This window comes from Sphingopyxis sp. NJF-3 (assembly GCF_053514865.1).
Window position 1 is genome coordinate 952,276 of record NZ_CM130726.1, and the last position, 24,325, is coordinate 976,600.

Annotated in this window: 26 protein-coding genes and 1 tRNA gene; 11 read left to right on the forward strand and 16 right to left on the reverse strand. The window is 64.8% G+C overall.

Annotation, left to right across the window (positions count from 1 at the left end; genetic code table 11):
* Nucleotides 1-1,191, reverse strand: a complete 1,191-nt coding sequence (locus ACOTSS_RS04500) for a phospholipase D-like domain-containing protein (RefSeq protein WP_448690334.1) — start codon at nucleotides 1,189-1,191, stop codon at nucleotides 1-3.
* 305 nt (nucleotides 1,192-1,496) lie between these two features.
* On the opposite strand from ACOTSS_RS04500, the gene rpoZ reads away from it, so the two are divergent.
* On the forward strand, nucleotides 1,497-1,841 hold the full coding sequence (gene rpoZ, locus ACOTSS_RS04505) for a DNA-directed RNA polymerase subunit omega (protein WP_448690335.1): 345 nt from the start codon (nucleotides 1,497-1,499) through the stop codon (nucleotides 1,839-1,841).
* 49 nt (nucleotides 1,842-1,890) lie between these two features.
* On the opposite strand, the gene ACOTSS_RS04510 is transcribed toward rpoZ, so the two are convergent.
* Both ACOTSS_RS04510 and ACOTSS_RS04515 read right to left on the reverse strand, forming a co-directional pair.
* Nucleotides 1,891-2,523, reverse strand: a complete 633-nt coding sequence (locus ACOTSS_RS04510; protein ID WP_448690336.1) for a glutathione S-transferase family protein — start codon at nucleotides 2,521-2,523, stop codon at nucleotides 1,891-1,893.
* Nucleotides 2,520-3,452, reverse strand: coding sequence for a DMT family transporter (locus ACOTSS_RS04515; RefSeq protein ID WP_448690337.1), 933 nt, complete (start codon nucleotides 3,450-3,452; stop codon nucleotides 2,520-2,522). Before ACOTSS_RS04515 ends, ACOTSS_RS04510 begins: the two co-directional genes overlap by 4 nt.
* 130 nt (nucleotides 3,453-3,582) lie before the next feature.
* On the opposite strand from ACOTSS_RS04515, the gene ACOTSS_RS04520 reads away from it, so the two are divergent.
* Nucleotides 3,583-3,658 (forward strand) — tRNA-Trp (locus ACOTSS_RS04520).
* A gap of 218 nt (nucleotides 3,659-3,876) precedes the next feature.
* Complete coding sequence (locus ACOTSS_RS04525; RefSeq protein WP_448690338.1) at nucleotides 3,877-5,109, forward strand: tyrosine-type recombinase/integrase; 1,233 nt, start codon at nucleotides 3,877-3,879, stop codon at nucleotides 5,107-5,109.
* Here the strand turns inward: ACOTSS_RS04525 and ACOTSS_RS04530 are convergent.
* The 3 genes from ACOTSS_RS04530 to ACOTSS_RS04540 all read right to left on the reverse strand — a co-directional run bounded on the left by ACOTSS_RS04530 (nucleotide 5,106) and on the right by ACOTSS_RS04540 (nucleotide 7,384).
* Entirely contained in the window at nucleotides 5,106-5,420 is a 315-nt protein-coding gene (locus tag ACOTSS_RS04530; RefSeq protein WP_448690339.1) for a hypothetical protein, read from the reverse strand. The genes ACOTSS_RS04525 and ACOTSS_RS04530 overlap by 4 nt on opposite strands.
* A 156-nt stretch (nucleotides 5,421-5,576) precedes the next feature.
* Nucleotides 5,577-6,788, reverse strand: coding sequence for a type II toxin-antitoxin system HipA family toxin (locus ACOTSS_RS04535; RefSeq protein WP_448690340.1), 1,212 nt, complete (start codon nucleotides 6,786-6,788; stop codon nucleotides 5,577-5,579).
* Complete coding sequence (locus ACOTSS_RS04540) at nucleotides 6,785-7,384, reverse strand: helix-turn-helix domain-containing protein (protein WP_448690341.1); 600 nt, start codon at nucleotides 7,382-7,384, stop codon at nucleotides 6,785-6,787. The genes ACOTSS_RS04535 and ACOTSS_RS04540 overlap by 4 nt, the downstream gene beginning before the upstream one ends.
* A 144-nt stretch (nucleotides 7,385-7,528) precedes the next feature.
* On the opposite strand from ACOTSS_RS04540, the gene ACOTSS_RS04545 reads away from it, so the two are divergent.
* The 4 genes from ACOTSS_RS04545 (at nucleotide 7,529) to ACOTSS_RS04560 (ending at nucleotide 10,865) form a co-directional block, all read left to right on the forward strand.
* On the forward strand, nucleotides 7,529-8,029 hold the full coding sequence (locus ACOTSS_RS04545) for a phage integrase central domain-containing protein (protein ID WP_448690342.1): 501 nt from the start codon (nucleotides 7,529-7,531) through the stop codon (nucleotides 8,027-8,029).
* A 229-nt stretch (nucleotides 8,030-8,258) separates the two neighbouring features.
* The gene (locus ACOTSS_RS04550) at nucleotides 8,259-8,396 is read left to right on the forward strand and encodes a benenodin family lasso peptide (protein ID WP_324075312.1); all 138 of its coding nucleotides are present in this window, start codon (nucleotides 8,259-8,261) and stop codon (nucleotides 8,394-8,396) included.
* Between the two features lie 49 nt (nucleotides 8,397-8,445).
* Nucleotides 8,446-9,102 carry a lasso peptide biosynthesis B2 protein gene (locus ACOTSS_RS04555; RefSeq protein ID WP_448690343.1) on the forward strand — a complete coding sequence of 219 codons (657 nt, stop codon included), beginning with the start codon at nucleotides 8,446-8,448 and terminating at the stop codon, nucleotides 9,100-9,102.
* Nucleotides 9,099-10,865 (forward strand): asparagine synthase-related protein, encoded by a 1,767-nt coding sequence (locus ACOTSS_RS04560; protein WP_448690344.1) that lies wholly within the window; start codon nucleotides 9,099-9,101, stop codon nucleotides 10,863-10,865. Before ACOTSS_RS04555 ends, ACOTSS_RS04560 begins: the two co-directional genes overlap by 4 nt.
* Here ACOTSS_RS04560 and ACOTSS_RS04565 read toward each other — a convergent pair.
* From ACOTSS_RS04565 to ACOTSS_RS04610, 10 genes are all read right to left on the reverse strand, one after another.
* A complete protein-coding gene (locus ACOTSS_RS04565; protein WP_448690345.1) occupies nucleotides 10,830-12,950 on the reverse strand; it encodes an Atxe2 family lasso peptide isopeptidase in 2,121 nt (706 codons plus the stop codon). The two genes, ACOTSS_RS04560 and ACOTSS_RS04565, sit on opposite strands and share 36 nt — an antisense overlap.
* The gene (locus ACOTSS_RS04570; RefSeq protein WP_448690346.1) at nucleotides 12,944-15,301 is read right to left on the reverse strand and encodes a TonB-dependent receptor plug domain-containing protein; all 2,358 of its coding nucleotides are present in this window, start codon (nucleotides 15,299-15,301) and stop codon (nucleotides 12,944-12,946) included. The genes ACOTSS_RS04565 and ACOTSS_RS04570 overlap by 7 nt, the downstream gene beginning before the upstream one ends.
* A gap of 607 nt (nucleotides 15,302-15,908) precedes the next feature.
* Nucleotides 15,909-16,463 (reverse strand): GntR family transcriptional regulator, encoded by a 555-nt coding sequence (locus tag ACOTSS_RS04575; RefSeq protein WP_448690347.1) that lies wholly within the window; start codon nucleotides 16,461-16,463, stop codon nucleotides 15,909-15,911.
* 50 nt (nucleotides 16,464-16,513) lie between these two features.
* A complete protein-coding gene (locus tag ACOTSS_RS04580) occupies nucleotides 16,514-17,395 on the reverse strand; it encodes a phytanoyl-CoA dioxygenase family protein (protein ID WP_448690348.1) in 882 nt (293 codons plus the stop codon).
* Nucleotides 17,392-18,132, reverse strand: a complete 741-nt coding sequence (locus tag ACOTSS_RS04585; RefSeq protein WP_448690349.1) for an acyl-homoserine-lactone synthase — start codon at nucleotides 18,130-18,132, stop codon at nucleotides 17,392-17,394. The genes ACOTSS_RS04580 and ACOTSS_RS04585 overlap by 4 nt, the downstream gene beginning before the upstream one ends.
* Complete coding sequence (locus ACOTSS_RS04590; protein WP_448690350.1) at nucleotides 18,120-18,791, reverse strand: LuxR family transcriptional regulator; 672 nt, start codon at nucleotides 18,789-18,791, stop codon at nucleotides 18,120-18,122. Before ACOTSS_RS04590 ends, ACOTSS_RS04585 begins: the two co-directional genes overlap by 13 nt.
* Nucleotides 18,792-19,170: 379 nt before the next feature.
* On the reverse strand, nucleotides 19,171-20,169 hold the full coding sequence (locus ACOTSS_RS04595) for a JAB domain-containing protein (RefSeq protein WP_448690351.1): 999 nt from the start codon (nucleotides 20,167-20,169) through the stop codon (nucleotides 19,171-19,173).
* On the reverse strand, nucleotides 20,133-20,606 hold the full coding sequence (locus tag ACOTSS_RS04600) for a hypothetical protein (RefSeq protein WP_448690352.1): 474 nt from the start codon (nucleotides 20,604-20,606) through the stop codon (nucleotides 20,133-20,135). Before ACOTSS_RS04600 ends, ACOTSS_RS04595 begins: the two co-directional genes overlap by 37 nt.
* Before the next feature lie 43 nt (nucleotides 20,607-20,649).
* Nucleotides 20,650-20,982 (reverse strand): hypothetical protein, encoded by a 333-nt coding sequence (locus tag ACOTSS_RS04605; protein WP_448690353.1) that lies wholly within the window; start codon nucleotides 20,980-20,982, stop codon nucleotides 20,650-20,652.
* Between the two features lie 63 nt (nucleotides 20,983-21,045).
* The gene (locus ACOTSS_RS04610) at nucleotides 21,046-21,546 is read right to left on the reverse strand and encodes a sigma factor-like helix-turn-helix DNA-binding protein (protein ID WP_448690354.1); all 501 of its coding nucleotides are present in this window, start codon (nucleotides 21,544-21,546) and stop codon (nucleotides 21,046-21,048) included.
* Between the two features lie 279 nt (nucleotides 21,547-21,825).
* Here ACOTSS_RS04610 and ACOTSS_RS04615 point away from each other — a divergent pair, with 279 nt between their 5' ends.
* From ACOTSS_RS04615 to ACOTSS_RS04630, 4 genes are all read left to right on the forward strand, one after another.
* Nucleotides 21,826-22,593 (forward strand): helix-turn-helix transcriptional regulator, encoded by a 768-nt coding sequence (locus tag ACOTSS_RS04615; protein WP_448690355.1) that lies wholly within the window; start codon nucleotides 21,826-21,828, stop codon nucleotides 22,591-22,593.
* Between the two features lie 117 nt (nucleotides 22,594-22,710).
* Complete coding sequence (locus ACOTSS_RS04620) at nucleotides 22,711-22,926, forward strand: DNA-binding protein (protein ID WP_448690356.1); 216 nt, start codon at nucleotides 22,711-22,713, stop codon at nucleotides 22,924-22,926.
* A complete protein-coding gene (locus ACOTSS_RS04625) occupies nucleotides 22,919-23,479 on the forward strand; it encodes a S26 family signal peptidase (protein WP_448690357.1) in 561 nt (186 codons plus the stop codon). Before ACOTSS_RS04620 ends, ACOTSS_RS04625 begins: the two co-directional genes overlap by 8 nt.
* Nucleotides 23,480-23,691: 212 nt before the next feature.
* Complete coding sequence (locus tag ACOTSS_RS04630; RefSeq protein ID WP_448690358.1) at nucleotides 23,692-24,129, forward strand: lytic transglycosylase domain-containing protein; 438 nt, start codon at nucleotides 23,692-23,694, stop codon at nucleotides 24,127-24,129.
* Nucleotides 24,130-24,325 lie beyond the last annotated feature (196 nt).

A 24,325-nucleotide genomic window follows, 5' to 3' on the forward strand; every position in this document is an offset into this window, starting at 1 on the left:
TCAGACCGTTTCGAGGTCGGGTTCGGCGAGCCCGAAATTGAGTCGGCGCGACACCGTATAGTCGGCAACCCCGACGACGAACCAGGCAAGCGTCCAGCGCAGTCGCGTAAGCCAGCCAGCGCGGGCCTTGTGCGACTGGCGCGTTATCACCTCGCAATCGGGTTCCAGCCCGGCGACGAAATCGCGCATCGTCGCGGCGAATTCGGCATCGTCGATGCGCAGCATGACCTCGACGTTTACGAACAGGCTGCGCGCGTCGAAATTGGCCGATCCGATATAGGTGACATTGTCGATCACGATCAGCTTCAGGTGCAGCTTGCACGGCTGATATTCCCAGATCTCGGCCCGCTTGCGCAGCAGATAGCCGTAGAGCAGCCGCGACGCGCCGACGGTCGCGGCATTGTCCGACTTGCCGGCCATGACGAAGCGGGCATGGCCCTGCCGCGCGACGCGCCCGAGCCGTCGGAGCATGCCCTGGCCGGGCGAGAAATAGGCCATCGCCATGTCGAGCCGCCGGGCCTGGTCGAGATCGCGCCGCACCGCGCGCGCCCAGGGCGAAAGCCGCTGCGTGGGCCCTCCGACGAGCCATGCGACCGGACCGCTCGCGACCGGCCACTCGCGGATCATCCGGCGCAGCACCAGGAGCTTGCCGTCCTTCGTCACGGTATAGGCGTGGATCTGCTCGAACCATGCCTCGGCCCTGGCGACCGACGGCCCTTCGACCACCAATCCGAGGTCGAACCAGCATTTCCGGCCCGGCGGGCCCAGATAATGTTCGGCGATGTTGAAGCCGCCGGTGACGGCGATCCGCCCGTCGAACAGGATCAGCTTCTGGTGATTGCGGATCAGATAGCTCGATCGCCAGCGGCGCGAAAAGAAGATGACCTCGCCGCCCGCGGCGCGGAGCGGCGCGAACAGGCTGTCGGGCGTGTTCGATGATCCGAAGCTGTCGATCACCGCGCGTACCCGCACGCCGCGCTCTGCGGCACCGACCAGCCGATCGACGATCTCGCGCCCGGCGGGATCGTCGTGGAAGATATACATGATGATGTCGATGCTGCGCGCCGCGCCGTCGATCAGCGCGCGCAGCCGCGCCAGCCGGTCGGTGCCGTCGAAAAGCAGCTCGAGCCGGTGCCCCGCCACGTCGGCCGTCAGTCTTTGCGGCGGCGGAGCGGAAGCGGCGTCGATCATGTCCCGCTCATAGGCCGCGCGCCGCGGCGCGGGCAAGCGAGCGGTGGTGACTCCGTTTGGATTTGGAAGGCGCCGTTCCCTGCCTCGTCACCCCGGACTTGATCCGGGGTCCCGCTTTCCCGTCGTTTAGCGGGACCCCGGATCAAGTCCGGGGTGACGAAGAAAGAAAAATCGCACGCTTGCCTTCAAACCGAGTCACCACCAAGCGAGCGGTTCGATTGACATTTGCGGGGCCTGCTGCTAGCGCGCAGCGCTTGCCGCCAGACCCACAGGGGTGCTGGCCTCTCCTCGATCAAGGAATTACCATGGCCCGCGTTACCGTCGAAGATTGCGTCGACAAAGTGTCCAACCGTTTCGATCTGGTTTTGCTCTCGGCGCATCGCGCCCGCGAGATTTCGGGCGGTTCGGAACTGACCGTCGATCGCGACCGCGACAAGAATCCGGTCGTCGCGCTGCGCGAGATCGCCGAGCAGACCGTGCGCCCGAAGGAACTGCAGGAATCGCTCGTCGGCACGCTGCAGAAGGTCGTGGTCGACGACGACGACACCCCCGACGAAATCAGCTCGATCAGCCGGTCGGCCGAAGCGCTGCGCCTGACCGCCGCGGCTCCGCCGCGCAGTCCGGCCGGTGGTGGCGCCGATTTCGAATAAGCGTCGGCGACGAGAAAATCGAAGGGCCGCGGGAAACCGCGGCCCTTTTTCATTCCGCTTGGCCCACGTTCTGCCTCGCACGCGCCCGCGCGAAGCCGTCGCGCGCCATGCAGCGCGCCAGCCATGACTTCGTGGCTTCGCCCAGCATATCCTCGGCATCCAGCGTGGTCGCGAGGAAGACCGCATAGCCGATCGCGATGTCGGCGATGGTGAAGCGCCCCGCGACGAGCCACTCGCGCCCGTCGGCCAGCGCCGCCTCGATGCTTTTGGCCCGGCCGCCGAAGAAGGCCCTGTAATCCTCGACCGCCTGCGCGAGCCGGCGTCGCTCGGGCTCGACACGCGTGTAGCGGATCATGATCGCGAGCGGGAAGGTCAGCGTCGCGTCGCTCCGGTGCAGCCAGTTGCGATAGGCCCAGTAATCGGCCTCGTTTCGGCACACCTCGAGCGGCGTCCCGTCGGCGATGCGCTCGCAGATCGCCGCCGATTCGGTCATCAGCCGCCCGTTCTCGACCCAGCCCGGCACCGTCATCAGCGGGTTCACCGCGCGATAGTCGGGGGCGAAGGCGCGCGGCGGGAAGGGCAGGACGCGAAGGTCGATCTCCATCCCCGCCTCTTCGGCCGCCCACAGGCAGCGCAGCGACCGCGCGTCGGGGCAATGATAGAGGATGGGCGCGGGGTTCATGCGGTGATGTCCTTCTGCCGTTCGATGTGCAGCCGGTGCTCGCGCCAGGCGATGAACAGCCCGCTCGCGATGATCAACGGCGCACCCACCCAGGTCGTGTCGGCGGGGAAGGTGCCGAAGAAATACCAGCCGAAGGCGATTGCCCACAGCAGGCTCGAATAGTCCATCGGCGTCACCACCGCCACGGGGGCGAGCCGCAGCGCCCCGGTCAGCGACATCTGCACGACCGCGCCGAGCAGGCCGAGCCCGATCAGTATCGCCCATTCGGACGCGCTATGCGGCGTCATCACGAAGGGCAGCGCCACGCTCAGCGGGACGAGCGAGATCAGGCTGAACCAGAAGACGATCGACATCGGGCTTTCGGTGCGGCTGAGGTCGCGGACCTGGATGGTGATGAGCGCGGTCATGATCGCGCCGCCGAGCGCGATCAGCGTGCCGAGGCCATGGTCGCCGCGAAATCCGCTCGCGACGACCGTGGTCGGGTTGAGCACGACGAGCACGCCGAGAAAGCCGATGAGCACGGCGCTCCAGCGCTGCCAGCCGGTCGGCTCGCGGAGGAACAGCGCGGCAAAGATCACCGCGAAGATCGGCACCGACAGGTTGATCGTCGTCGCCTCGGCCATCGGCAGAAAAATCATGCCGCCGAAATTGAGCGCCATGCCGGTCAGCCCCATCATCGCGCGGCGCGCGTGGGTGCCGGGGCGGTGGGTGCGGAACATCGACAGCCCGCCATGCGTCATCGCCCAGCCGACGAGTAGCGGGAGCACGATGGCCTGCCGCCAGAACAGGCTTTCGACGATGTGGATGTCCGCCTCCGCGGCCATCTTCACCAGCACGAACATGGCCGACAGGCTCGCCATCGCGAGCAGGCGGAGCGCGATGCCGCCCAGATAATGTTGCGGAACCTCGGGATGCGGGGCGGCGGTCATGTGCGGCCAGCGCATATCAGCCTGAGAATGCTTTGCAAGCTATCGATCTTGCCGGTCGGCGCATTGTGACGTGCCGATGCAATCCCCTTGCGCACCCGCCCCCGATGCGGCTAAGGGCGGCGTCCGGCCTAGGGGTATAGCTCAGCTGGTAGAGCATCGGTCTCCAAAACCGAGGGTCGCGGGTTCGAATCCTGCTGCCCCTGCCAGGCCGGGGTCCCAAGGGGGCCCACAGGGACCCAGGACGTCCCACGTAAAAACAAGGAAATCAGCGGGTTACATAATGGGCTAGTCCCAGTTCGTCCCAGCTGCCCCCCTTGCAGCCTAAGCCTGTTTTTGTCATTTTTGGGGTAGGAAATCGGGTCCTACCCCAGTTTTTTGGGGTAGGAAATTCGAGCCGGTTTCACCCATGTGTGGAGACAGGTTCATGCTCACCAATATTGCGTTGAAGGCGCTGAGGCCGGAGGCGAAGCGATACAAGAAGGCCGACGGCGGCGGCCTCTTCATTTACGTCGAGGCCAATGGGTCGAAGCTGTGGCGCTTCGCCTATCGCCATGCGGGCAAAGCCAAGCTCCTTTCAGGTGGACGATATCCCCAGACGACGCTCGCCGACGCCCGGGCCTGGCGCGACAAGATGAAACATCAACTCGCCCTTGGTCTCGACCCGTCCAAGGAGCGGAAAAAGGAAGCGGCTGCCGCTGTCGTTGCCCGGGGTAGCACCTTCGAAGAGGTCGCGCGTGAATGGCTGGAGGCGCGCATGCTCTCCTGGGTCCCCAAATATGGCTCGCGGATCGTGAGCCGCCTCGAGAATGACGTGTTTCCCGTCATTGGCGACAAGGACATCGCCGCGATCACTCCGCGCGAGATGCTTGACATCTTTCGCTCGATACAGGCGCGGGGGTCGTTCGAGACGGCACACCGGATCAAGAATTACTGCAGCGAGGTCTTTCGCTACGCCATTCCCGACGGGCGCTGCGACAGCGACCCCTGTCGCGATCTCAGCCCGGCGATGGCGAAGAAAAAGCCGGTCAGGCACCACTCGAAGGTGGCGGCCAAGGATCTCCCGGACTTCTTCGTGAAGTTCAACGCCGACACCGGCGAGCGGCTCAGTCATCTGGCGCTGCGCTGGACCATCATGACCATGGTGCGCACCCAGGAAACGCGTTTCGCCGAATTCGAAGAGTTCGAGGATATGGATGGCGACAACGCGATGTGGCGCATCTCGCCCGAGCGGATGAAGATGCGGAGCGAGCATCTGGTGCCGCTGCCGCGGCAAGCGATCTCGCTCTATCATGAGATACAAGAGCTCAACGTCTATCGTGCCGCCGGCAACAGGCGGCTCGGCCGTTATCTCTTCCCGGTCCCCATTTCAAAATCGCTCGTGATCAGCGAGAACCGCATGCTCGACATCATGTACCGCATGGGCCTTCGCGGGAAAGCGACCGTGCACGGGTTCCGGTCGCTCGCGAGCACAGTGCTCAACGAAAGCGGCCTGTTCGAGCCCGACTGGATCGAGATGCAACTCGCGCACCAGCCCCAGGGCGTACGCGCGGCTTATAATTCGGCGCGCTATCTCGCGCATCGCCGCCCGATGATGCAATGGTGGGCAGACTATCTCGACGAGGCCGAGGCAAAGGGCATGTCCGGCCGCGGCCTCTAGAGGGCCGGCGGCTCGGGCGGCTCGACCCAGTCGAGGTTCGTGATGCCGCTGGCCACTTCCTTGCCCTCGCGCGTCATCTCGATCACCCTTGTCGTCTCGATACGCTGCGATCGGGTCAGGCCCTCATTGTCGAGGCGATCAAACATCGTCTCCAGTTTTCGCGCGGGTACGGCAATGCCAACATGGATCAGCCAGCGATAGAGGAGCTTGTCGTTGGTCGTGCCTTGTTCGTCGAGGATCGTGAGGATCTCGCGATATTGGAGCCGCTCGCGGATGGCGTCGAATTCGGCGGGGAGGTTGGTTCCGTGCATATGGCGATCCTACCGCGCGCCGCCGTTGGCGCCAAGGCGATCGAGGATCGGCCCCGGTCTGGCCAGGCGGCGGCGGGATTTGGCAGGTGCCCGCGACACCCACGTCGGGAAGTGTTCGGATCCCGGGCCAGATCCAGCGCCCGGCGAGCCCGGCCGTCAGATGGCAAGGCGCCTGCGGTGTCGTTCGATCGCTTCGATGACATCGGGCGTGAAGCTAAGTTGGTCTTTCTCCTCGCTCCATACCGCATCGAAATGCTCGGCCGTTTCTTGCGCTGTCCGGACGATTAGTGCCGCCGGGAGTCGCGCCCTGCCGGCGATCGCCTCGAGCTCGCCGAAGGTGAAGCTCTCCCATGCGCGCGAACGATGGAATTTGAGCGCGGCCTCCTCGTCGGCGGTATAGGGCAGCGTCGAAAGCAGATCATAGGCGGGCGCCAGGATCGGGCGCCGCCGGTCGGGATAGATCAGCGACCAGTTCTTGAGATGCATGTCGCCATTGCCGATCAGCACCGAATAGGTGAGGCGGCGAATGAATTGGACGGCGCTTTCCTCATCGCTCTCGATCGCGAGCACGGAGAGGATGCTGCGATAGCTCGCATTCTCATATTTATCGTCGGCGTAGACGCCGAAGACCTGCGCGAAATCCTCGATATGCACCGGGCCGTCGGGGCTGCGGTCGAAGCGCCGGATCGCAAAGGCCGTGGCGCCGTAGCGGTGGATGCCTTCGGGCAGGCCCGCGATGCTGTCGATCGCGACGAGGTCGACATCGGGAACATGGATGCCGATGCGGCGCGCGAGCAGCATGGCGGCATATTCATTCTCGGGGACGCTCGGGAAACGCGCCGAGGGCAGCTTGATGATCCAGTCGCCGCCGGTGCCGGTCACCGGGATGGTGAGACCGCCGCCGCGTCCCTGGTTTTTCACCGCCGAGAATTTGAGCTGCACGCCGGCGAGCGAGAAGCGGAGCGCATGCCTGGCCTCAGCCGCGATACCTTCCGCATTGGCCTCGCCCGGAGCATCCCAACCCTCGACCGGCACCGCCGTGACCGCGCCCGGAAGATCGGCCCCCAGTTGCGCGAGGAGGAGATATTCGCGGAGGCTTTTGACGCCGGCGCGCCGCGCGAGATAATCGCGAAGCGTTCCCTCGGGGAGGAGGTTCGAGAAGAAGGGCTCGATCCGCGTCTGATAGGCGCGCGGCTGGTCGATGAGCGCGCCATGGGTGTCGCGATAGGCGAGCGATAGCGTCGCGCGCTCGGGATCGACAGCATAGGCCGCGTCGAACGAGAAGATGCTCCTGTCGCCATCGAGCCGCGCGATCGTACCGATCCGCGTGCCGTGGAGGAGAATGTCGAGGGCGGCGGCATCGATCATGCGTCATCCTCGTCGTCGAGACGGTGCGCGGGACGCTGGGGAGCGGGGAGGGCCGGCTGATGCGCGGCTTCGTTGCGCAGCGAGCGCAGCGCGGCGGTGGTGCTGCTGAGATAGGGTGCCAGCGTCCCGGGATGCCCGAGCGCGTCGAGCGTCTTGCGGATTTCGCGGGAGGGGCGCAGGATCTCGTTCAGCGCCTTCCACAGCGGCGGGGTGTAGGAGAGATATTTGAGATTGCGGACCGCGGTCTCGAACTTCTCGGTTTCGCTAAGCTCCGGGAATTTCTGCTCGATCCTTTCGGCAAGATCGAGTTGCTCATCCAGCGCGGCGATCGCACGGCTGGTTTCGTCCGCGCCGCCGAGTGCTCGCACGCTGCTTTCGATCGCGGGGAGCGCGCGGCGCGGGACGAGCGTCACTTCAAGATCGAGCGCGCGCGCGATTTCGGTCAGACTCGACAGCTTGATGTCGACGCTGCCCTTTTCGATCTTTGAAATATGGCTCTGTGGGATGCCGACCCGTGCGCCGAGTTCGGCTTGCGTCAGTCCGCGCGCGCGCCGGGCCCGTTTGAAGGTCTCGGCAAAGCTCAGATCGTCGTTCATTATATTTTCTAACATATAATCACGTCAAAGAATATGCCTGGATATATGATATGTGAGCATTTGGCAAGAAACATATGCTAAGGCATATGGACTGGTAAAAATATATACTGAAATATATTATTTCTGATACGCGGGCTTTCCGTCATGGAAGGCTCGGCTTGCAAATGCGCCGCAAAAAGCCGGGGAAACTGTTCGAGCCGCCCATTAGAACGGCTGAAGGAAGCCGCTGCCACGCCCGTAGCGGACGGCAACAGCTTCGAGGAGATCGCCCGCGAATGGCTGGTCGCGCGTCAGCTCGCCTGGGTTCTCGAATATGCCGCGCATATCATCCGCCCTCTCGAATGGGACGAGTTCCCAATCATCGGCGACAAGGACATGTGCGAAATCACGCCGTGCGACCTGCTCGACATCTTCCGGGCGATCCGGGCGCACATTTCCCTCGAAATAGCGTACCGGATCAAGAACGATGGCAGCGAGGCCTTTCGCTACGCCATTCCCGACGGGCGCTGCGACAGCGAGCCTACGCTGCTTGTTCTATTCGGCATCGTCGTTGCCGCACGATGCGCCGGAGCGGCCGCGTCCCAAGATCGACCCATCAACGGGTCCAGTTTCGGTTGCGGTAGTTCGGCTACGTCATCACATTAAAACAGCACCTTTGCAGTAAAGGAGCGTGACCGGGTTCTGACGCGAATGTCCAAGCCTATCGCTAAAGGCGCCAGTACGCGCTCCGGAAGCGTGTTTTCTCAGCCCGGTCACCTTTTTCGGGTATGGGCTACCGAGAAAATAAACAGTTTATAAAATGGAATGCCCTTTTGCCTCGGCATAACTTTTCCTTGCGACTCATTCCGGTCGCAGATTGGAAAGGAAACATGCCATGCAGAATGTCCATGATCGTGACGATGACCTCATCGAACTCGGGGTCGCTTCGGAAGAAACCAAGGGGCAGGGGCGGATCGACCAGGATCCGGGCGGCACCCTGCTGAAGTTCGTCTCGGGCATCGCCGAGGACTGAGGGGATCGGGCGCGCGTTTCACCGGCGCGCGCCCGTTCTTGGCTTCGACATGGGCTTTGCGCTTCGTCCCGGCCTCCATTTTTGCGAGGCGGCTTCAGCCTTCATCTTTCTCGACCTCAAGACGGATCGCTATTTTCGCCTTCCGGCCCGGTTGGAGGATCATTTCCGCAATCTGGTCGACGACCCCCTTTCTGCCGGATCGACGGCACCGCCGCTGATCGAAGCGGGGCTGCTGCGCCCGGCGATTTTCAGACAGAGCCTGTCCCGCCCGCGGCTCGTCGCCGGCACGTCCGGTCTCGACGCGCTCGGCGCAGGAGGGCCGGGCGGTTTCGAGGTGGCACGGGCCCTCGTCTCGGACATCGGCGTGTCGCAGCAATTGCGACTGGGGCGGCTGGGGGCGCTCATTGCATCCTATGAAAAAGCGAAAGTCGGGCGGACCTTGGCGACTCCGCTACTGGATGACGCGCCCGCTCGCGCCGTGCGGGCCTATGAAAGGGCCAAGCTCTTTCGAGCGCCGGCAAACCGCTGTCTGTCGCGTTCGCTCGCGATGGCGCGCCGGCTTGCCGACCTGCGATGCGATGCCCTGCTCGTTATCGGCGTTCGCGCCCAGCCTTTTGCCGCGCATGCCTGGGTGCAGTCGGGTGACATCGTCCTGAACGAGACGCCCGATGAAGTCGCGCGCTACACGCCGATCTTCTTTGCATGAGCGCGTTTCGCTATCTGCTCGCACTCCCGCGGCGCCCCGGAAAAGGCGGCAAGCCGATTTCGCTGGTCGGCAGCTCCGAACTGACGCGCGCGGCTGCGCCGGCGCTCTGGTGCAGCGACGCATCGACGCTGGTCTGGGCGTCAGATCGCCGCACGGTCGTCCTCGGGCAGCTGTTCGACCGCAGCGGGTCCCGTCCAGTCGCTGCGATAGCGGATAACGTTGCGGCGCGGGTGGACACATCGCCCGCGATTCTTGTCGAGGATTTTTGGGGGTCTTATCTGGCGCTCGTCTCCGGGGCGGAGGGCTGGCGAATATTGCGCGATCCAACAGGACTCATGCCTTGCTACATCCGCCAGTTCGGGGACATCATCTTCCTGGCCTCGGACATTGCCACGCTCGAGGCGGCTCGGATAGCGCGAGGCACAGTCGACTGGGATCGTCTGTCCGAATTTCTGCAGACGCCGGGGATTCGGCGGCGCGCGACCTGCATCGAAGGCATTGAAGAACTGCCGCCCGGCGTCCTGACATGCTTCGGCAAAGAAGGGCGGTCCGAGCGGCGCCTCTGGACGCCTTGGACCTTCACGGGCGCGGCGTGCCGGATATCCTCGGATCAAGCCGTTGCTGCGCTGCGCGACAGCGTCTGCTCGAGCATCGCCGCTGTCGGAAGCGGATTCGACAATATCGTCGTGGGAATGTCGGGCGGCCTGGATTCCTCGGTCGTCTGCGCGGCGCTTGCCGCCAGCGGACAGCGTTTCACCGCGCTCACAATGTATACCGACGATCCGAGCGGCGACGAGCGCGCTTATGCGCGTCTGGTCGCGAGACAGACCAGCGCGGCCTTGCTCGAGCATCGGTACGAGGTTGAGCAGATCGATCTGTCCAAGTCGGGATCGACGCACTTGCCGCGCCCCGTCGGCAGGCAGTTCATGCAGGAAATCGAGCGCGCTTATCGCGCGGAGGTGGGGGCGCACGGCTTCGATGCCATCTTCACCGGCAACGGTGGAGACAATGTCTTTTGCTACCTGCACTCCGCCGCGCCCATCGTCGACCGGTTGCGCAGCGCGCGCGAGCGCCGCGGCGTTGCCCGCACCTTTGTCGATATGTGCCGGGTGACACAATGCGATCTCGCAACGATGATGCGCGCGACCTTGTCGTTGCTCGTTCGGCGGTCGCCACGCGGACCGAACCCCGATCTGCGCCTGATCGATGCCGATCGACAGGGGATGGAGTGGTCTCCGCTACTCACGCCCTGGCTCGAAGACGTTATGTGTTGTCAGGACAAAACTGCCCGCCTCCCCGGCAAACGCGCTCACATTGACTTGATCGTCGGGATCCAGAACCATCTCGAGGGATATGATCGAGGAGTCCTTCCGCCCGCCATTCCGGTTCTGCTCGCCCAGCCGATCGTCGAAACCTGCCTGCGTATCCCGACGTGGGACTGGTGCCGCGGCGGGATCAACCGCGCTATCGCGCGCGAGGCGTTCAGCACTGCGCTTCCCGCCCCAGTGATTGCTCGGCGTTCCAAATCCGGACCCGAAAGCCTGACCGCGGAGGTCTTCGAGTTCGGACGGCCGGTCCTCCGCGACCTCCTTCTGGGTGGCGCGCTGCGCGACAACCGGATCATCGATGCTGCTGCCGTGGAGGCGGCGCTCGATGATCCGGCGGTTACGCGCGGCCAGCTGCTGTACCGGCTGCTCGAACTCTCCGAGGCTGAAGCCTGGGCACGGTCATGGGATGGGCGGGGTTCCTCCGGCGCACAATAGCGTCGGCGGCGCGCCCGGCATCGCGAGCCACCGTTCATATCGCGCGGCCTTTTCCGCGTTGCAGTCGCGCTCCGCTTTCAACCAGAAGGTGAACCAGTCGACGACGCGGTCGTACATGGCAAGCCGATGCTGCGGCTGGAACTTGACGTGCGGCTCATTGTCGAAAACATGCAGCTCCATGACCTTGCCCAGGCGCCGGAATTCCGCAAGCACGTCGAGGCCCAGAAGATATTCGCCGCTCTGGACAAGGATCGGCGCGTCGATCCGTTCGGCATTCTGCATCAGCGAGAGCGGCGCCCAATAATCTTCCTTCTCATAGGAATAGATCGGCTGACCCATCTCGCGCAAAAAATCCTCATAGTCGATTCCGCCGTTCATCGCGATTGCGACCTTGTCTTCGCAGCATATGCCGAGCGCGGCGACCTTGAACAACCGGCTGTTGATGAGCGCCCATTGGGTCGCGGCCGTGCCTTCACTGAAACCGCTTATGCCAAGCCTGTCGGGATCGATCCGGCCGGTCGCCACGGCTCCTGCAATGGCTGTCTCGATCGCGGACTGGACGTTCCGGCGGTCGAACCAGTTGCGGCGGACGAGCTGTCGATATTCCAGTTCGGTCTTCGCCTCCTCTGTTCCCGGCGCGCCGAACGGCCGCTCGAAGCTCAGGACGGCAATGCCGCGCCCGGCAAGGACATGGACCGGCACCTCGTCGCCGGTCCCGCCGCGCAGGAAGCCCTCGCTATTATATTGCACGACGACGAGCGGATGCCTGTCGCCCGGTTTCGAGCCTGGCGGCAGGACAAGGTCGGCGAAGGCCTCGGTTCCGAACGCGGTCTTGTAGCGCAGGCGGCGCACCTCGCCGAGCTGCAGGTTGGCAAACTGCGGATTGGGATCGAAGATCACCCGCTCCTGGCCGTTCGCGAGATCGATCGCGACGAGGCGCCGCGGCCTGCGCGATCCCTCGCGCGCGCAGATCAGCTCTTGTCCGTGCCCTTCGCAGCCAATCAGCACATCCTCGGTCGACAGCAGTTCGCGCGGACGCGGCGCGCCCATCCGCCACTGGAAGACCGACGTGGCCGATTTCGCCCAGCCCTGGCGCGCGAGGAAGTAGATCGTCGCGCCATCGTCAGACCATCCCAGCCTGCGAATGGTCGAACAAATATCGTCGTCGCAGAGGCTGCGGGTACCGTCGCGCCATCGCACGAGGAGCCTCTTGGGACTGAGGAGCTTGTCCGGTGATTTGGCTTCGGTCCAGGTCTGGCCGCCGGACTTGCCGGCAGCAAAAAGGCCGGCCCCTGCCGGTTTGCCCGGATCGGCTTCGGGATCGACCCGCGCGATCTCGTCCGGACGGGCAGGGCGGCGCTGCCCGGTGCGGACATCGACATGGAAATATTCCATCGGGAACGTCCCCCGAACCTGCGGCCGGTTCGACACGAACGGGGCGATACGTCCGTCGTAGAGCCATCCCTTGCGGCCTTCGGCATCGATCCTGGCCTTTTCGGCCGCGATCGCCGGACGCCCGGCCACGATGAAACCCGCGCCGTCGGAGCTCCAGGTGAAATTTTCGGGCCGGAAGTCGAGTTTAGTGGCCTGGACCGCCGGACCGCCCGAAGCCGCTGCGGTCCAGATCTGGACGTCGCCGCCGACCTGTTTGGCATAGGCTACCGTCCGCCCGTCGGGCGACCAGCGCGGCGAGATCACATCGGCGACGCCCGATTCGACCGCGGCGAATTTTCGCACCGGGGTGAGCATGCGGATAAATTCGCCGCCGCGGTCGAGCTCGCGCACCGCACCCGCATCGGTCAACGGTGCAACCAGCAGTCGCTGGCAGTAGCTGTTCGTTTCCGGGTTCGCGCGGCGCACGACGAAGGCAATCGAGCGACCGTCGGGCGAGACGCCGAACGGGGAGTTCGCGACATCGTGCGGGCTTGCCTGGCCGATGTCGGCGATGGTGGCGAGGTCGTGCACGCCGACCGGTCGCCCGGCCTCGCTGCGTGGGTTATCGTCGGCAAACGCGGCGCAGGGATCCGAAGCAAGGGGAACCTGCGCCGCGAGCGCCGCGGACATGGTGACAGCGAGCACTACCATGTCCGCGAAACTTTCACGCCGACGAAGCGGCCGATCGGAGAATAGTTGGTCGAGTCATAGGGCGTGTCGCTCGACCCATTGGTGCCGATGGCCGGCGGCCGGTCGTTGAAGAGATTGTTGACGACGAGAGTGAGATCGAAGGCCGGCGGGCGGCCGGGCGCCGCGCTGACGGCGATCTGCGCGGTGAGGTCGAGCGTGACCGCCGACGGCAAGATCGTCGGGGTCGCGAACCGCCGGTCGGCGAGCTTACCGGTATAATTGCCGAACGCCGAAATCGTATAGCCCGAGCCTTGCCACGACACGCCAGCTCGGCCGCGCCAGTGCGGCGGGTTGAAAACCGTTCCCGCCAGCTGGCTGCCCGGCAGCGTGTCGGCCAGCTGCTGTTCGCTTTTAAGATAGGTCAGCGATCCGCTGATATCGAAACGCCGGTCGCTATCGACGTCGAAGCGGTACGAGGCGCCGAGGTCGACGCCTTCGATATGCTGACGCGCGATGTTGCGGTTGCGATTGTCGACGAGCGCAGCGACCGCTGCCGGATCATAGGCTTCGTCGGTGAAATTGGTGAGGCCGGAAATCGAGCCTTCGATGAGATCGGTGAGCAGATCTGCCGACGGATCGCGGTCGATCAGCGTGGCATAGCCGGGGTCGCTGAAGGCCGAGGCGATCGAACCGGGAACCGGCTGGGCGACGCGGTCGCGATAGCGGACGTTGAAATAGCTGGCCCAGAGCCGGAGCGCGGGCGTCGGCTCGAAGGTGATCCCCGCCGACCAGCTTCGTGCCCGTTCGGGCCGCAGCGCCGGATTGCCGCCGCTCGCGTACAATATCGTGCCCGAGGGCGCGGCACCATAGTTGCTCGCCGGTAGGAGATAGGTCTCATAGCCAACATATTGCTGGTAGAGCGTGGGCGCCTTGAATGATCGGCCCCACGACGCTTTGATCGCGATATCGTGGACGGGTTCGTACACCAGCCCGAGCTTCGGTGTCGTGACGCGGCCCATGCCGGGATAATCTTCGTAACGGAGGGCTGCGCTGACCGTCAGCCGGTTGACGAGCGCGAGCTGCTGCGCCGGGCCGACGAGCGGGATATTCGCTTCGCCGAAGACAAAATGGCTGTCGCGGTTGACGTCGAAAGCCGAGGTCAACCTCCCGTCACGGACCTGCGAATAGCGCAGCTTGTTCGAGCGATACCCGCCGCCGAACCCGACGCGGACATCGCCGCCGGGGAGCGCGAACAGCGATCCGTCGAACAGGAGTTCGGCGTTGAGCGCGCTGTTGCAGAAGCAGCCGGTCGTCAAGGTGCGCGGCCCCGCGGTCGGCTCGAACGCGCTATGATAGCGACTGTCGCTTTTGCCATACACGATCGACGCGCGCGCCATCCAGTCGCCGCCGAGTTCGACCGCAAGTTCTGGGGCGATACTGAAACTTCGCGCGGTCGGCGAGAAGATCAGGCGCTGCCACCCGGCGGCGGTGAGGTTGCCGCCGACCGTCAGCGAGCGACGGTCGCTGAAGACGATGTCGATATCGAACTCGACCCCCGCGCCGAGCGTCTGGCGACCGCTCAATAGGGCGCTGTGCTGGCGGATGGCGGGATATAGATCATTGCCTTGCGGCAAGGATCCGGCGAAGTCGCGCTGCCGGGCCGTGATCGCGCTGTTTTTCGCGAACTGATAGGCGAGCATGACATGGCCGCTCGACCAGCCCGTGCCGGCCACCGCATCCGCACCTTGCTGGAGAAGGCCGCCCGAGGAGGCGGCGCCGAGGCGAGCCGTCGTCGTGATGCCTTCGAAGTCGCGGCGCAGGATGATGTTCGCGACGCCCGCGACGGCATCCGAGCCATATTGGGCCGAGGCGCCGTCCGGGACGATTTCGAGTCGTTCGACCGCCGCGACCGGAATCGCCGAGATGTCGATCCCGGCGAAAGCGCCGCCATAGGGCAGGCGGTGGCCGTTGAGCAGGGTGAGCGTTGCATCGGGTCCGAGGCCGCGAAGGTTGAGCTGCGACGAGGAATCGAGATTGCCGTTGGCGAGGCCGCCTCCGGTTCCGATCCCCGGATTCTGGCCACCGCTGAAATTCTGGGGAACGTTGCGCACCACTTCGCCGAGATCGTTCTGCCCCGCCTTTTCGATGCTGTCGCGGCCGATGGTGATGACTGGCGAAGCTATTGCGGCGCCGCGTATGTGCGAACCGGTCACGACGATGGGCTCGTCGCCGGCATCTTCCGACGATTCTTGCCTCGGCTGATCGGAACTGTAACCGGGTTCGGACGGCTGGAGGGCGGCATGCGCCGGCATGGCGGATAGGGCGCTGCTGCCAAGGAACGCCAGCGCGGCACGGCTTCTCGAAATCGTCATAAGGTCTCCCCCTCTGTCTGGGCCGCGCTTTCGGCGCACGACCTTCGGGGAGGGAAGATGCGTCCTGCGAGATTACCTTAGTTGGGGCGGAATTTTTTTTGAGCGAAGGTGACGGCAACGTCAGCCGGCGCAAATCCGGACGATCAAACACCGCAATCCCGCCGATCCGGCTTGCTGCCGCACGCTGCGGAGAAATCCCCGGGGTCGGCGCCGGCGTCTGGTCGAGGATGATCGGCGATGCGGCCCCGCGACGGTTACCGGTGCCGACTGTTGAGACGGCCAAGGATATTCGTGCAGCCGTTCGTTGTCCGTCGCGCAAGCGGCGAGCTGCCGGGGCGACGCCGCGCGCAGTACGGAGGCGGCGATGATATGTCCTTGCGGTCGCCAATCATAGCGAGGCGTTTCCGCGCCTGGGTCTGCGTCGCGCCGGGCAGGGGGCGGTCAGGGATGCGGTCCATCCCAGGTTGGCTCCGGAGGGGAACGGTGATGACCCCGGCGCTTGCGTCATCGTGGCTCGACTTTGTTTCGTTTTCCGGTCCCGGGCGCAGGTTCGCCGGTTAAGTCAGGAGCCTCCCCGTGCTTCGCGTGCCGAGAGCCACGCGCGATTTCAGGATTTCGCCCGTTCGGCGAGCCGACGCGCATAAGTGGCCGCTTCACGCGCGCGGCGCTCATGATAACGAAGCACGATGCCCCGCGCTGAACCGTCTGGATACATCTCGCCGGCGAGTGCGGCGCCGAGCACTTCATGCTCGGTCGCCACCTCTTCCAATATATCGGCGTCCAGGCGGCGCGCTGCGTGAAGCCGATCGTTCAACGCCGCGATCGCCGCGGAGATCTCGGCATTGCCGGAGCGTAGTGCGACAGCCGCAAACAGCACCGCAGCGGGATCGGCATCGTCCGCAAACTCCGGATTCGTCTCTTCCCCTTGCCCACGAGCGGTTGCAATCGCGGCGAGAAGCAGAATGAGGTTAAGCTCGAGCATGTCGCGGAGTTCGGTTTCGGTGAGCCGATGGACATGGAAACCCTCGCCGTGCGTAAAGTCGACCATCCTCTCACCCGCCAGCCGATAGAGGCTGTCGCGCACCGGGGTGACACTGACGCCGAGCGTTTCCGCGATCCGGGTCGAATCGAGGCGCGCGCCGCCGGCCCATTCGCCGCGCATCAGCCGCCGCTTGATCGCCTCGTAGGTCGGCTCGATGACGTGCGCGGGACTCATCGCGCGCGCCGCTCGGCGGCGGCGAAGGCGGCCACCGCCGACGCCTGGTCAGGGCGAAGCGCATCGATCGCTCCCAAATGGCGGGGCACATGGTCTCCGAGCAGCACCGAGGGGCACCTGCCTTCGTAATTACCGAGGTTGGGCCGGTGCTGCGCGTAGCCCGCAAGGGCTGCGAGCTGGGGGTTGAAGGTCCGGGCCACCTCGGGCGGGTAGGCGAGCCAGGGATTTTCATAGGGCTTGAGCCAGCCGAGACTGTAGCCGATCACGAGGCCGCGTCTGACGTCCGCGCTGAGATTCGATCCCGCACCATGCGCGGTCGAACCGAGAAAGCAAATCGCCGATCCAGGTTCGCACGCGGCGACGACCGGAGATCCGAGATCGGCTTTCTCCATCCCGTCGAGGCCGTGGCTGTTCGGGTAAATCTGGGTTGCGCCATTGTCCGCGGTGAACGGCGTCAGCGGCCAGATGACATTGACGAGAAATTCCTGCTCGCCCTTGACGCACGGCCACATGTCATGATCTCGATGCGGAAACTGCCGGACTTCGCCCGGGTGGATTTCGATGGCCTGCGCGACGTTGAGCTGGATGCGGTCGCAGCCGCCGCCGAGAATTCGCTGGACCGCGGGCAGGATGACGGGGTCCTGCACCAGATATCGCACGCGCGACGACCGCTTGAGCACGCCCCCGATCCGCTTTGTCCGGTTGCCGTAGAATGGCCCTTTGCAAAAGGGCGTTTTGGCGAACAGCGGACCGAGGTCGTCGCCGAGGCTGGTCAGGAACTTCGGGGGTCTGCAGCTTTTGATGATGGCATAGCCCTTGGCCCAAAGCTCCAGAACAAGTTTTGCCGCGGCCACGTCCGGTGAGAGATCGCGTTTCATTGGGCCGTCTCCCCGCTCTCATAGTGGACAAGTCCCGACGGCACATAGGTTCCGGCACCTTCCAGGCCGGCTTTGGTATCGGCGTCGATCCGGATGCGAAGCGCGACAAGCTTTGAGGCGCCTTCGTCGGTCGCATGACCCAGCGGTCGGCAAGACCAGCCGAAGCGCATGATCTTCTGGAACCAGTTCCACTCGGCAACGCCGGTATAATCGCTGATATCGTGGCGCAGCGCATAGTCGGCGAGCGCGCTGACTAGCTCGTCGCGCGCGCTGCGGCGTTCGGACGCGGGCTGGCCGGGGTCGATGCAAAACCGGCTGATCTCCCAGATCGAGGGGCCTCGCGGCACCGCTTCGTCGCACAGCCAGGGATAGAGGTCGCCCAGAAGATGCGGCGCAGTGGTCGGAAGAAGGCGCGCCGAGGCGCGATGGTCGCCTCCGTCGCCAAGCAGGATGAGATATTCGGCGTCGGGCGTATCGAACTGGTCGATTTCGTACATGTCCTCGAGAACTGGTAGATCCCACCGTAACATGTCGACAAAGACCCGCTTCCGGGCCGTAAACATCGCGCGCATCGCCGCATTCCCGGGCGCCTGCTGCGCCCGCGTGAGCTGATCGGTCATGACTTTTCCTCGCTTGGTGAGAGGCGGAATCAGACCATGTCCGGCGGATTTCGGCGATACCAAGAAATGGGGATGGTTTGCGCCTCGCCACCCCCGGTTATCCGTCAGTCGTGCCACCAGTCGTAAATGTCCGAAAAGCCGATTAGGCCGTCGAACAGCGCGCAAAGAATCAGCATCTGGCGACAATGGACGTCGTAGCGGTCGCGCGCGACCTTGAGATGCTGGACAACGGTTTCCTCGCTGATGCCGAGGATCGCGGCCGTTTCGCCTGCCGTTTTTCCGCGTGCGATCCACAGGACGCATTCGCGTTGCCGCTCGCTGAGCCTTGGCCGATCATTCGGCCTCGGCGCGCCCATCAGGCTCCGCGCGGCAGTGAGGGCGACGGCGCCGATAATCTCGGCGGCCATGAACATGCCGCACGGCATCTGCTTTTGGGGACCGACCGCGAAAGAACAGGCCCCGCTCGCTTCGCCGGGGAGATGCCGCGGGACCGTAAAGCCGTCGCTCACCCCATGTTCGCGGCCGACCTCGAGCATCCTGCGATCGCCCTTGGTCAGCGGAATATACTGGTCGAGGGCGTGCCAGCCGAAACCGGTCATCGATCGCTCGGCGGCGCGCCGGACCGGATCGATGCCGCCGAGGTCGAGTTTGACATATAGCTGGGCCCAGTGCTCCGGATAGTCGTGGATCAGCAGCGAGGCTGGCCCGCTGGCGCCGCGGCGGTCGTAGGCCAGCGCGAAATGATCGAAGCCGAGCCGTGAGGCGGCGCTCGACAAGGCGCCGTAAAGTTGGTCCTCGGTCGCCGATGAAGCGATACCGGACGCAAGCTTTTGTATCAGTCGGTTATGCATGGTGGGGATCGTCGGCCGCCGACGGGTTCCGGACCCTTCGCCCGGCAGCCGCTCCTCAATGGCGCTTTTCCGGGTTCCTCTCCCGGTCCGGCCTCGCTGAACGATCGCGCGATTGGTCCTGTCATCTCAAGGCCGGCTTTTGCCGCTACCGTTTCGCCAGATGACAACCGGCGCCCAAATAGTAGCCGATGAAGCCCGGCAATTGAAGGGGCCGCCATGAAAAATCGATCCCGAAACTGGTTCTAATTCAGCTGCTTGAACCAATTCCTATAATAGCCGGACCATCCCCGGGGTGCGCGGGCTTTTACTCGTCGTGCGCGACGAAATAGGCTGTCAGACGGTGCGCGATGTCCGGCGCCAGGCTGACGAAATGGCGTCGTCCATCGTCGGGATCGGGGGCGCGCACTATGAGCCCTGCGTCGACCAACCGCTGGACCAGGCGCTGCGCGCTGCTCGATGAAAGTCCGGAACCGATGCCAAGCGCTCCCGTCGGGACCGCCGCGCCTTCGCAATGAGCGATGAAGAGTTCGACGAGCATATCCCACGCCGGATCGCCGAACAGCCTGTCGGCATCCAGCAACTGCCGGCGCAGCAGGAGACGTCGGACCGATCGCCGCGCGTTTGCAAGTGCGTCCGACAAGGCGGCGCCGAGGGTGCTACCGGCGCCGTCACCGCGCGGCAAATTGTCCCCACCCGAGCGCAGGCCGAAGGCCTGTCCTATTTTGTCGCCGGATGCGCCGCTCGGTTGCACGATGCTTCGATGCGATGTCGCCGTGACCACAATGTGGTCCACGACGGCGATATCGAGCGATCGCGCCATTGCGGCGAGCCGTTCGGTGACCGAGAGATCGGCGGAGCTCGGGGTCGGGTCGCCGCTCGGGTGATTGTGGACAAGAATGACCCCCTCCGCATCGAGCTCGATCGCGCGGCGCAGAATGATCCGCGGATAGAGCACGACCTGATCGATCGTTCCCCGCTGCATCTGCTCGTCGGCGATCAATCTGTGCCGCGCGTCCAGGAACAGAATGCGCAGCGTCTCGTCGGGCAGGCCGCCCATCGAAATCTTCAGATAATCGGTCAGTCTGCGGCTCGACGCGGTAATCCGCCTGTCATGCAGTTCACCGCGCATCGCCTCGCTCATGGCGTCGCGCGACGCGAGCAGCAGCGGGATGATCGCACTGTCGCGGCCCACGACCCGCGCGATCGCGTCCGGGCTTTGCGATAGCAGGCGGGCGAGACTTCGAAACTCGGTGATGAGCCGCGCCGCTACGATCTCGGCGTTGCCCGGTTCGACGCACGCCACCAGGCGTGCCAGGACGGATCGCTGCCCCGCCGCCGCAAGCGCCGCTGGTGACGCCAGGTTGCGAGGATGAGCAGGGGTGGCACCAGCCACGACGCCGCCACCTGCATCGTGAGATAGGCCGCCGGATGCAGCGTCATGTCGAGCGCCCGGCTCATGTGCGCCATGAGTGGGAGGATATGGAGGACGGCCGCGATCATCGGCCAGAAGCGATGCGCACAGAGCGCGAGCGTTGCGGTAGCGGCTACGCCAAAAACATCGATCGCCAGATGTCCCACGTCGAGCGTCGCAAACTCCACCGGAATATATCGGTGCAGAATCCCGTCCGCGCCCACCAGTCCGAGCGCAATTGCGGCCATCGCGCGTTCGGGACCGCCCCCCCGCCAGGCGGCGAACCCAATCGCAGCCAGCAAGAAAGCCAGAAACAAGGCGGTTCGCATCAGGACTTTTTTCCACGCTGGCTGCTCCGGGGTCAATATGGCGCTATGCAACGCTCCGAAGCGGGAGCCCCGCCGACGGGGCTGCCTCGGGACATTCGTGAAGATCGTACCCCGCGGTTTCCGTGGCGATGCGCGCGAGTTCGCCATGGACCCGCAAGACGTCCCCGCTCACGCCGACGAGCGCGAGCTGCGCCTTTGCGAGGCGCTGGATCGTCGCCTGGCCCGCTACGGCAGGAATGTTGTCGATGTCGCGCCGCGCGGTCACGATCGTCGTCATGAGCGAGGATACGGCGAGCAGCGCGTCGTCGATCCGAAATTCGGTGGCGGGTACGTCGCGCTGGAGGCGGGCGGCTGTGCTTGCGATGGAACTGGACATAGCTTCTCCTTTCCGGGGACCGGCAGACGGACCCCCGATGCTGGTTGCGGTTGGTGGGAGGGGTCAGCCGGAGATCAGCCGCGTCAGGACGTCGCCGATCACCAGGCCGGCGAGAACGAGAAAGACTGTCAGGACCAATATGACAGCGGTTATCGTACCTCGCGTCGTCGGAGGGTGGTCGGGCCTCCAAAAATCCCCGAACGGCTGTGCGAGGAGCGAGGCGCGTTCTTCGGGCGCTGTCGTCCTGGCTGGGTCACCGTTCGCAAAGTCGGATGACACAAGCTTGCGGCTCTGGGGAAGCTGTATCGGATCATATATGATTTGATCATATATCGCCTTGAGCCGGGCATAGCGCAAAGCGGCATCGCCGCGATCGCTTGCGCCGAGGATGACCCGCGCCGCCGCGATGCGCTGGTCGACCGTCGGCTTCGAAATGTCCAGTATCCGAGCAATCTGTTTGGACGTCCGATGCTCGAGAAGCAGGTCGAGGCAGGCGCGATGCTTCGCGGTCAGTCGCGCCCAGCGCTCGGCGTCCTCAGCTAGAAGATCATGCGAATCGAGCATGTTTACACTCTTGTCAAAAAGACGCCCGTGGCAAGGATCATGCGCTGCCGGCGATGCGGCCGGAGCGGAATCGGGCTCGGCACGCTTCCCAAAAATTCCGCCGTTCGCACCCCTTTTCTTGGGATGGCGGAGGCGGCTCTTCTGGTCGAGACCTGTCGGTCGTCATTCCAGAGGAGGGCAGATGCAGGTCGCGCGCGAACCAGGCTGCCGAATAGGGCCCCGGCATAGCGGGCGCAGCGTTTCGGTCTATGCGTCGGGGCACCCTCCCGGCGATGGTGCGTGCGATCTTCGCCCGTTTCCCTCGTGCCGATCGAGCGGCTGATCGAGCAGCACCGTAAATCGGTTCGCGCCGCGCGGCGCGACCGCGATGTCCTGACCGATACCGTCGATGCTGTAGGCGAACTCGGCTTCGACCGCGTGGCGCTCGTTCAGATGGTCTGGTTCGTTCGCCAGGAGCCTGCTTATTTCTGCCTCGACAATTATGGCGAATGGCACGACATCTTCATCGCGCGTCATTATTATCGCCGCGATCCGGTTCACCTCGCCTCGCTGCGAACGAACCGATGTTTCGCATGGAGCGAACTCGGCTCGATCCTCGGGCGAAGCCGCGTTCATCGGCCGATCCTCGACGAGGCCGCGCGCCACGGACTGTGCCTGGGTATCACCGTTCCCATAGGCGTTCCCGGCGAGCCGCCTGGCAGCGGATCGCTCGCCACCCAAGCCACCGAGCTTCCTCCACGCGATTATTGCCGCGCTGCCGCATGGATCGTCGACGAAGCGTTCGCTGAAGTGCGCCGCATCTACGGCTATCCCGCCCCCGACGAAGACGGTCCACCGCCCCTCAGTCCGCGCCGCCTCGAATGCCTTCGCCTCGCGGCCCTGGGGCACAGCGACGCCGAGATTGCACAGCGCATGGGCGTCGCGCTCTCAACCGTGCTCACGCATATGAAATATCTGCGCCACACTTACGCCGTCCGCAGTCGCACGCAGCTCGCGCGGATCGCGCAGCGACATGGGCTGATCGGCGTCGACGAGATTATTCCCTAGATCTGGGGATGCCCAGCGTTCCGCATTGCTGGTCGACTTGTTGCTCAACAAGCCTGGAGTCGACCATGGAACACCCTTTCGCACTTCATTGCCGCCGCGCCGCGCGACGGAATGCCGATGGCGGGATTTGCCGCCATGGCTGACATCCGTCCGTTCATGAACACCCACGCGGCCGCCGCCTATCTCTGCATCGGCTGGCGAAAACTCAGAAAATTGCGCGTCAGCGGGCAGGGACCGCGCTTTCGCAGGCACGGCCGCCTCGTCTTCTATTGCGCCGAGGATCTCGATGCCTGGTCCCGCGATACGATCGCGCAGCGAGAACGCGATGCGTGACGGCCGCTCCGCGAGATTGCTGGGGCTCCTGCCGCTGCGCAATTCGGCCGTCCTTCGCCGGAAATCCTGTTTGACGGTCACCGCCGCATGCGTTGGCGCCGCGGTCGTCGCAACGTTGCTCGACCCGCCCGGGCCATTGCTTATCTGGAACGTCTCCGAAAGCGCGGCCATCGGTCTCTATGCGGTGGGCAGGGCGCCCCTTGCCCGGGGCGATCTGGTGGCGGCAAGGCTGGAGCCGCGCTGGCGCATCCTGGGCAGCGAGCGCCGCTATATTCCTGCCAACGTCCCGCTGATCAAACGCGTAGCGGCAGCGGCAGGCGACCGTGTTTGTGCGGTCGGCGCCGATATCGCGGTCAACGGTCTGCGCGCCGCGCGCCGGCTCGATTTTGACGGCGCGGGACGGCCAATGCCGCATTGGTCGGGCTGCATCGTCCTCCGCCGCGGCGAGTATCTGCTGCTCATGCCGGGTTCTGCGTCGTTCGACGGGCGCTATTTCGGTCCGACCGCTGAGAGCGATATCGTCGGCAAGGTCCAGTTGCTGTGGGCGCGCTGAGGCTTCTCGGCCTCACGAAAGGCGCGGCGGCAGTGGCTGCGACCGCAGCCATGGCTGCAACGGCGGCTTCGGCGGGGCCGGCAACGGCGGAGACACAGCCCGCGCTCGCCGCGCCAGCGCCCGAAGCGGCAAGCGGGGCGGCGCCTTGGCGGTCGCACATCGAGGAAGCCTCGAGGCGATTTGGCGTTCCGGTGCCATGGATCGAACGCGTCATGGTCGCCGAAAGCGGCGGACGAACGCTTTGGCACGGTCGCCCGACCGTCAGTCATGCCGGCGCCATGGGATTGATGCAGCTGATGCCGGCCACCTGGGCCGAGATGCGACTTCGCTTGGGGCTCGGCCAGGATCCGCATGCGCCGCGCGACAATATCCTTGCCGGCACTCTCTATCTGCGCCTGATGTACGATCGTTTCGGCTATCCCGGCCTGTTTGGCGCCTATAATGCGGGACCGGCGCGGTACGCGGCCTATCTTGAGGGCCGCCGCGCGCTTCCCGGCGAAACGCGCGACTATCTGCGCAGGGTCGCGAGGAGCGACGTACCGCCGCCCCCACGCGGAACTCCGGCGCGCGCCGTCATCGGGGCCAAGCCGAAATCGCCGGATAACCAACCCCCAGCCGTCCCGAACGACATCTTCTTCATCAGGCGCTGATCGGCCGCGTTTCAGGAAGGAAACAGGCGACCGGCATGTTATGTCGTCGATTGCGTGCGGCTGAAAATGAGCGCGGCGGGAAATGGGCGCACACTGGCGGCGCGGGCCGCCGCCAGAGGTCGCGCGCTTGCTTTTTCGACCGCGCACGCGCTCTTGGGCTCGCTGTCTTGACGCAGCGGCGGCGCACGTCTCGCGG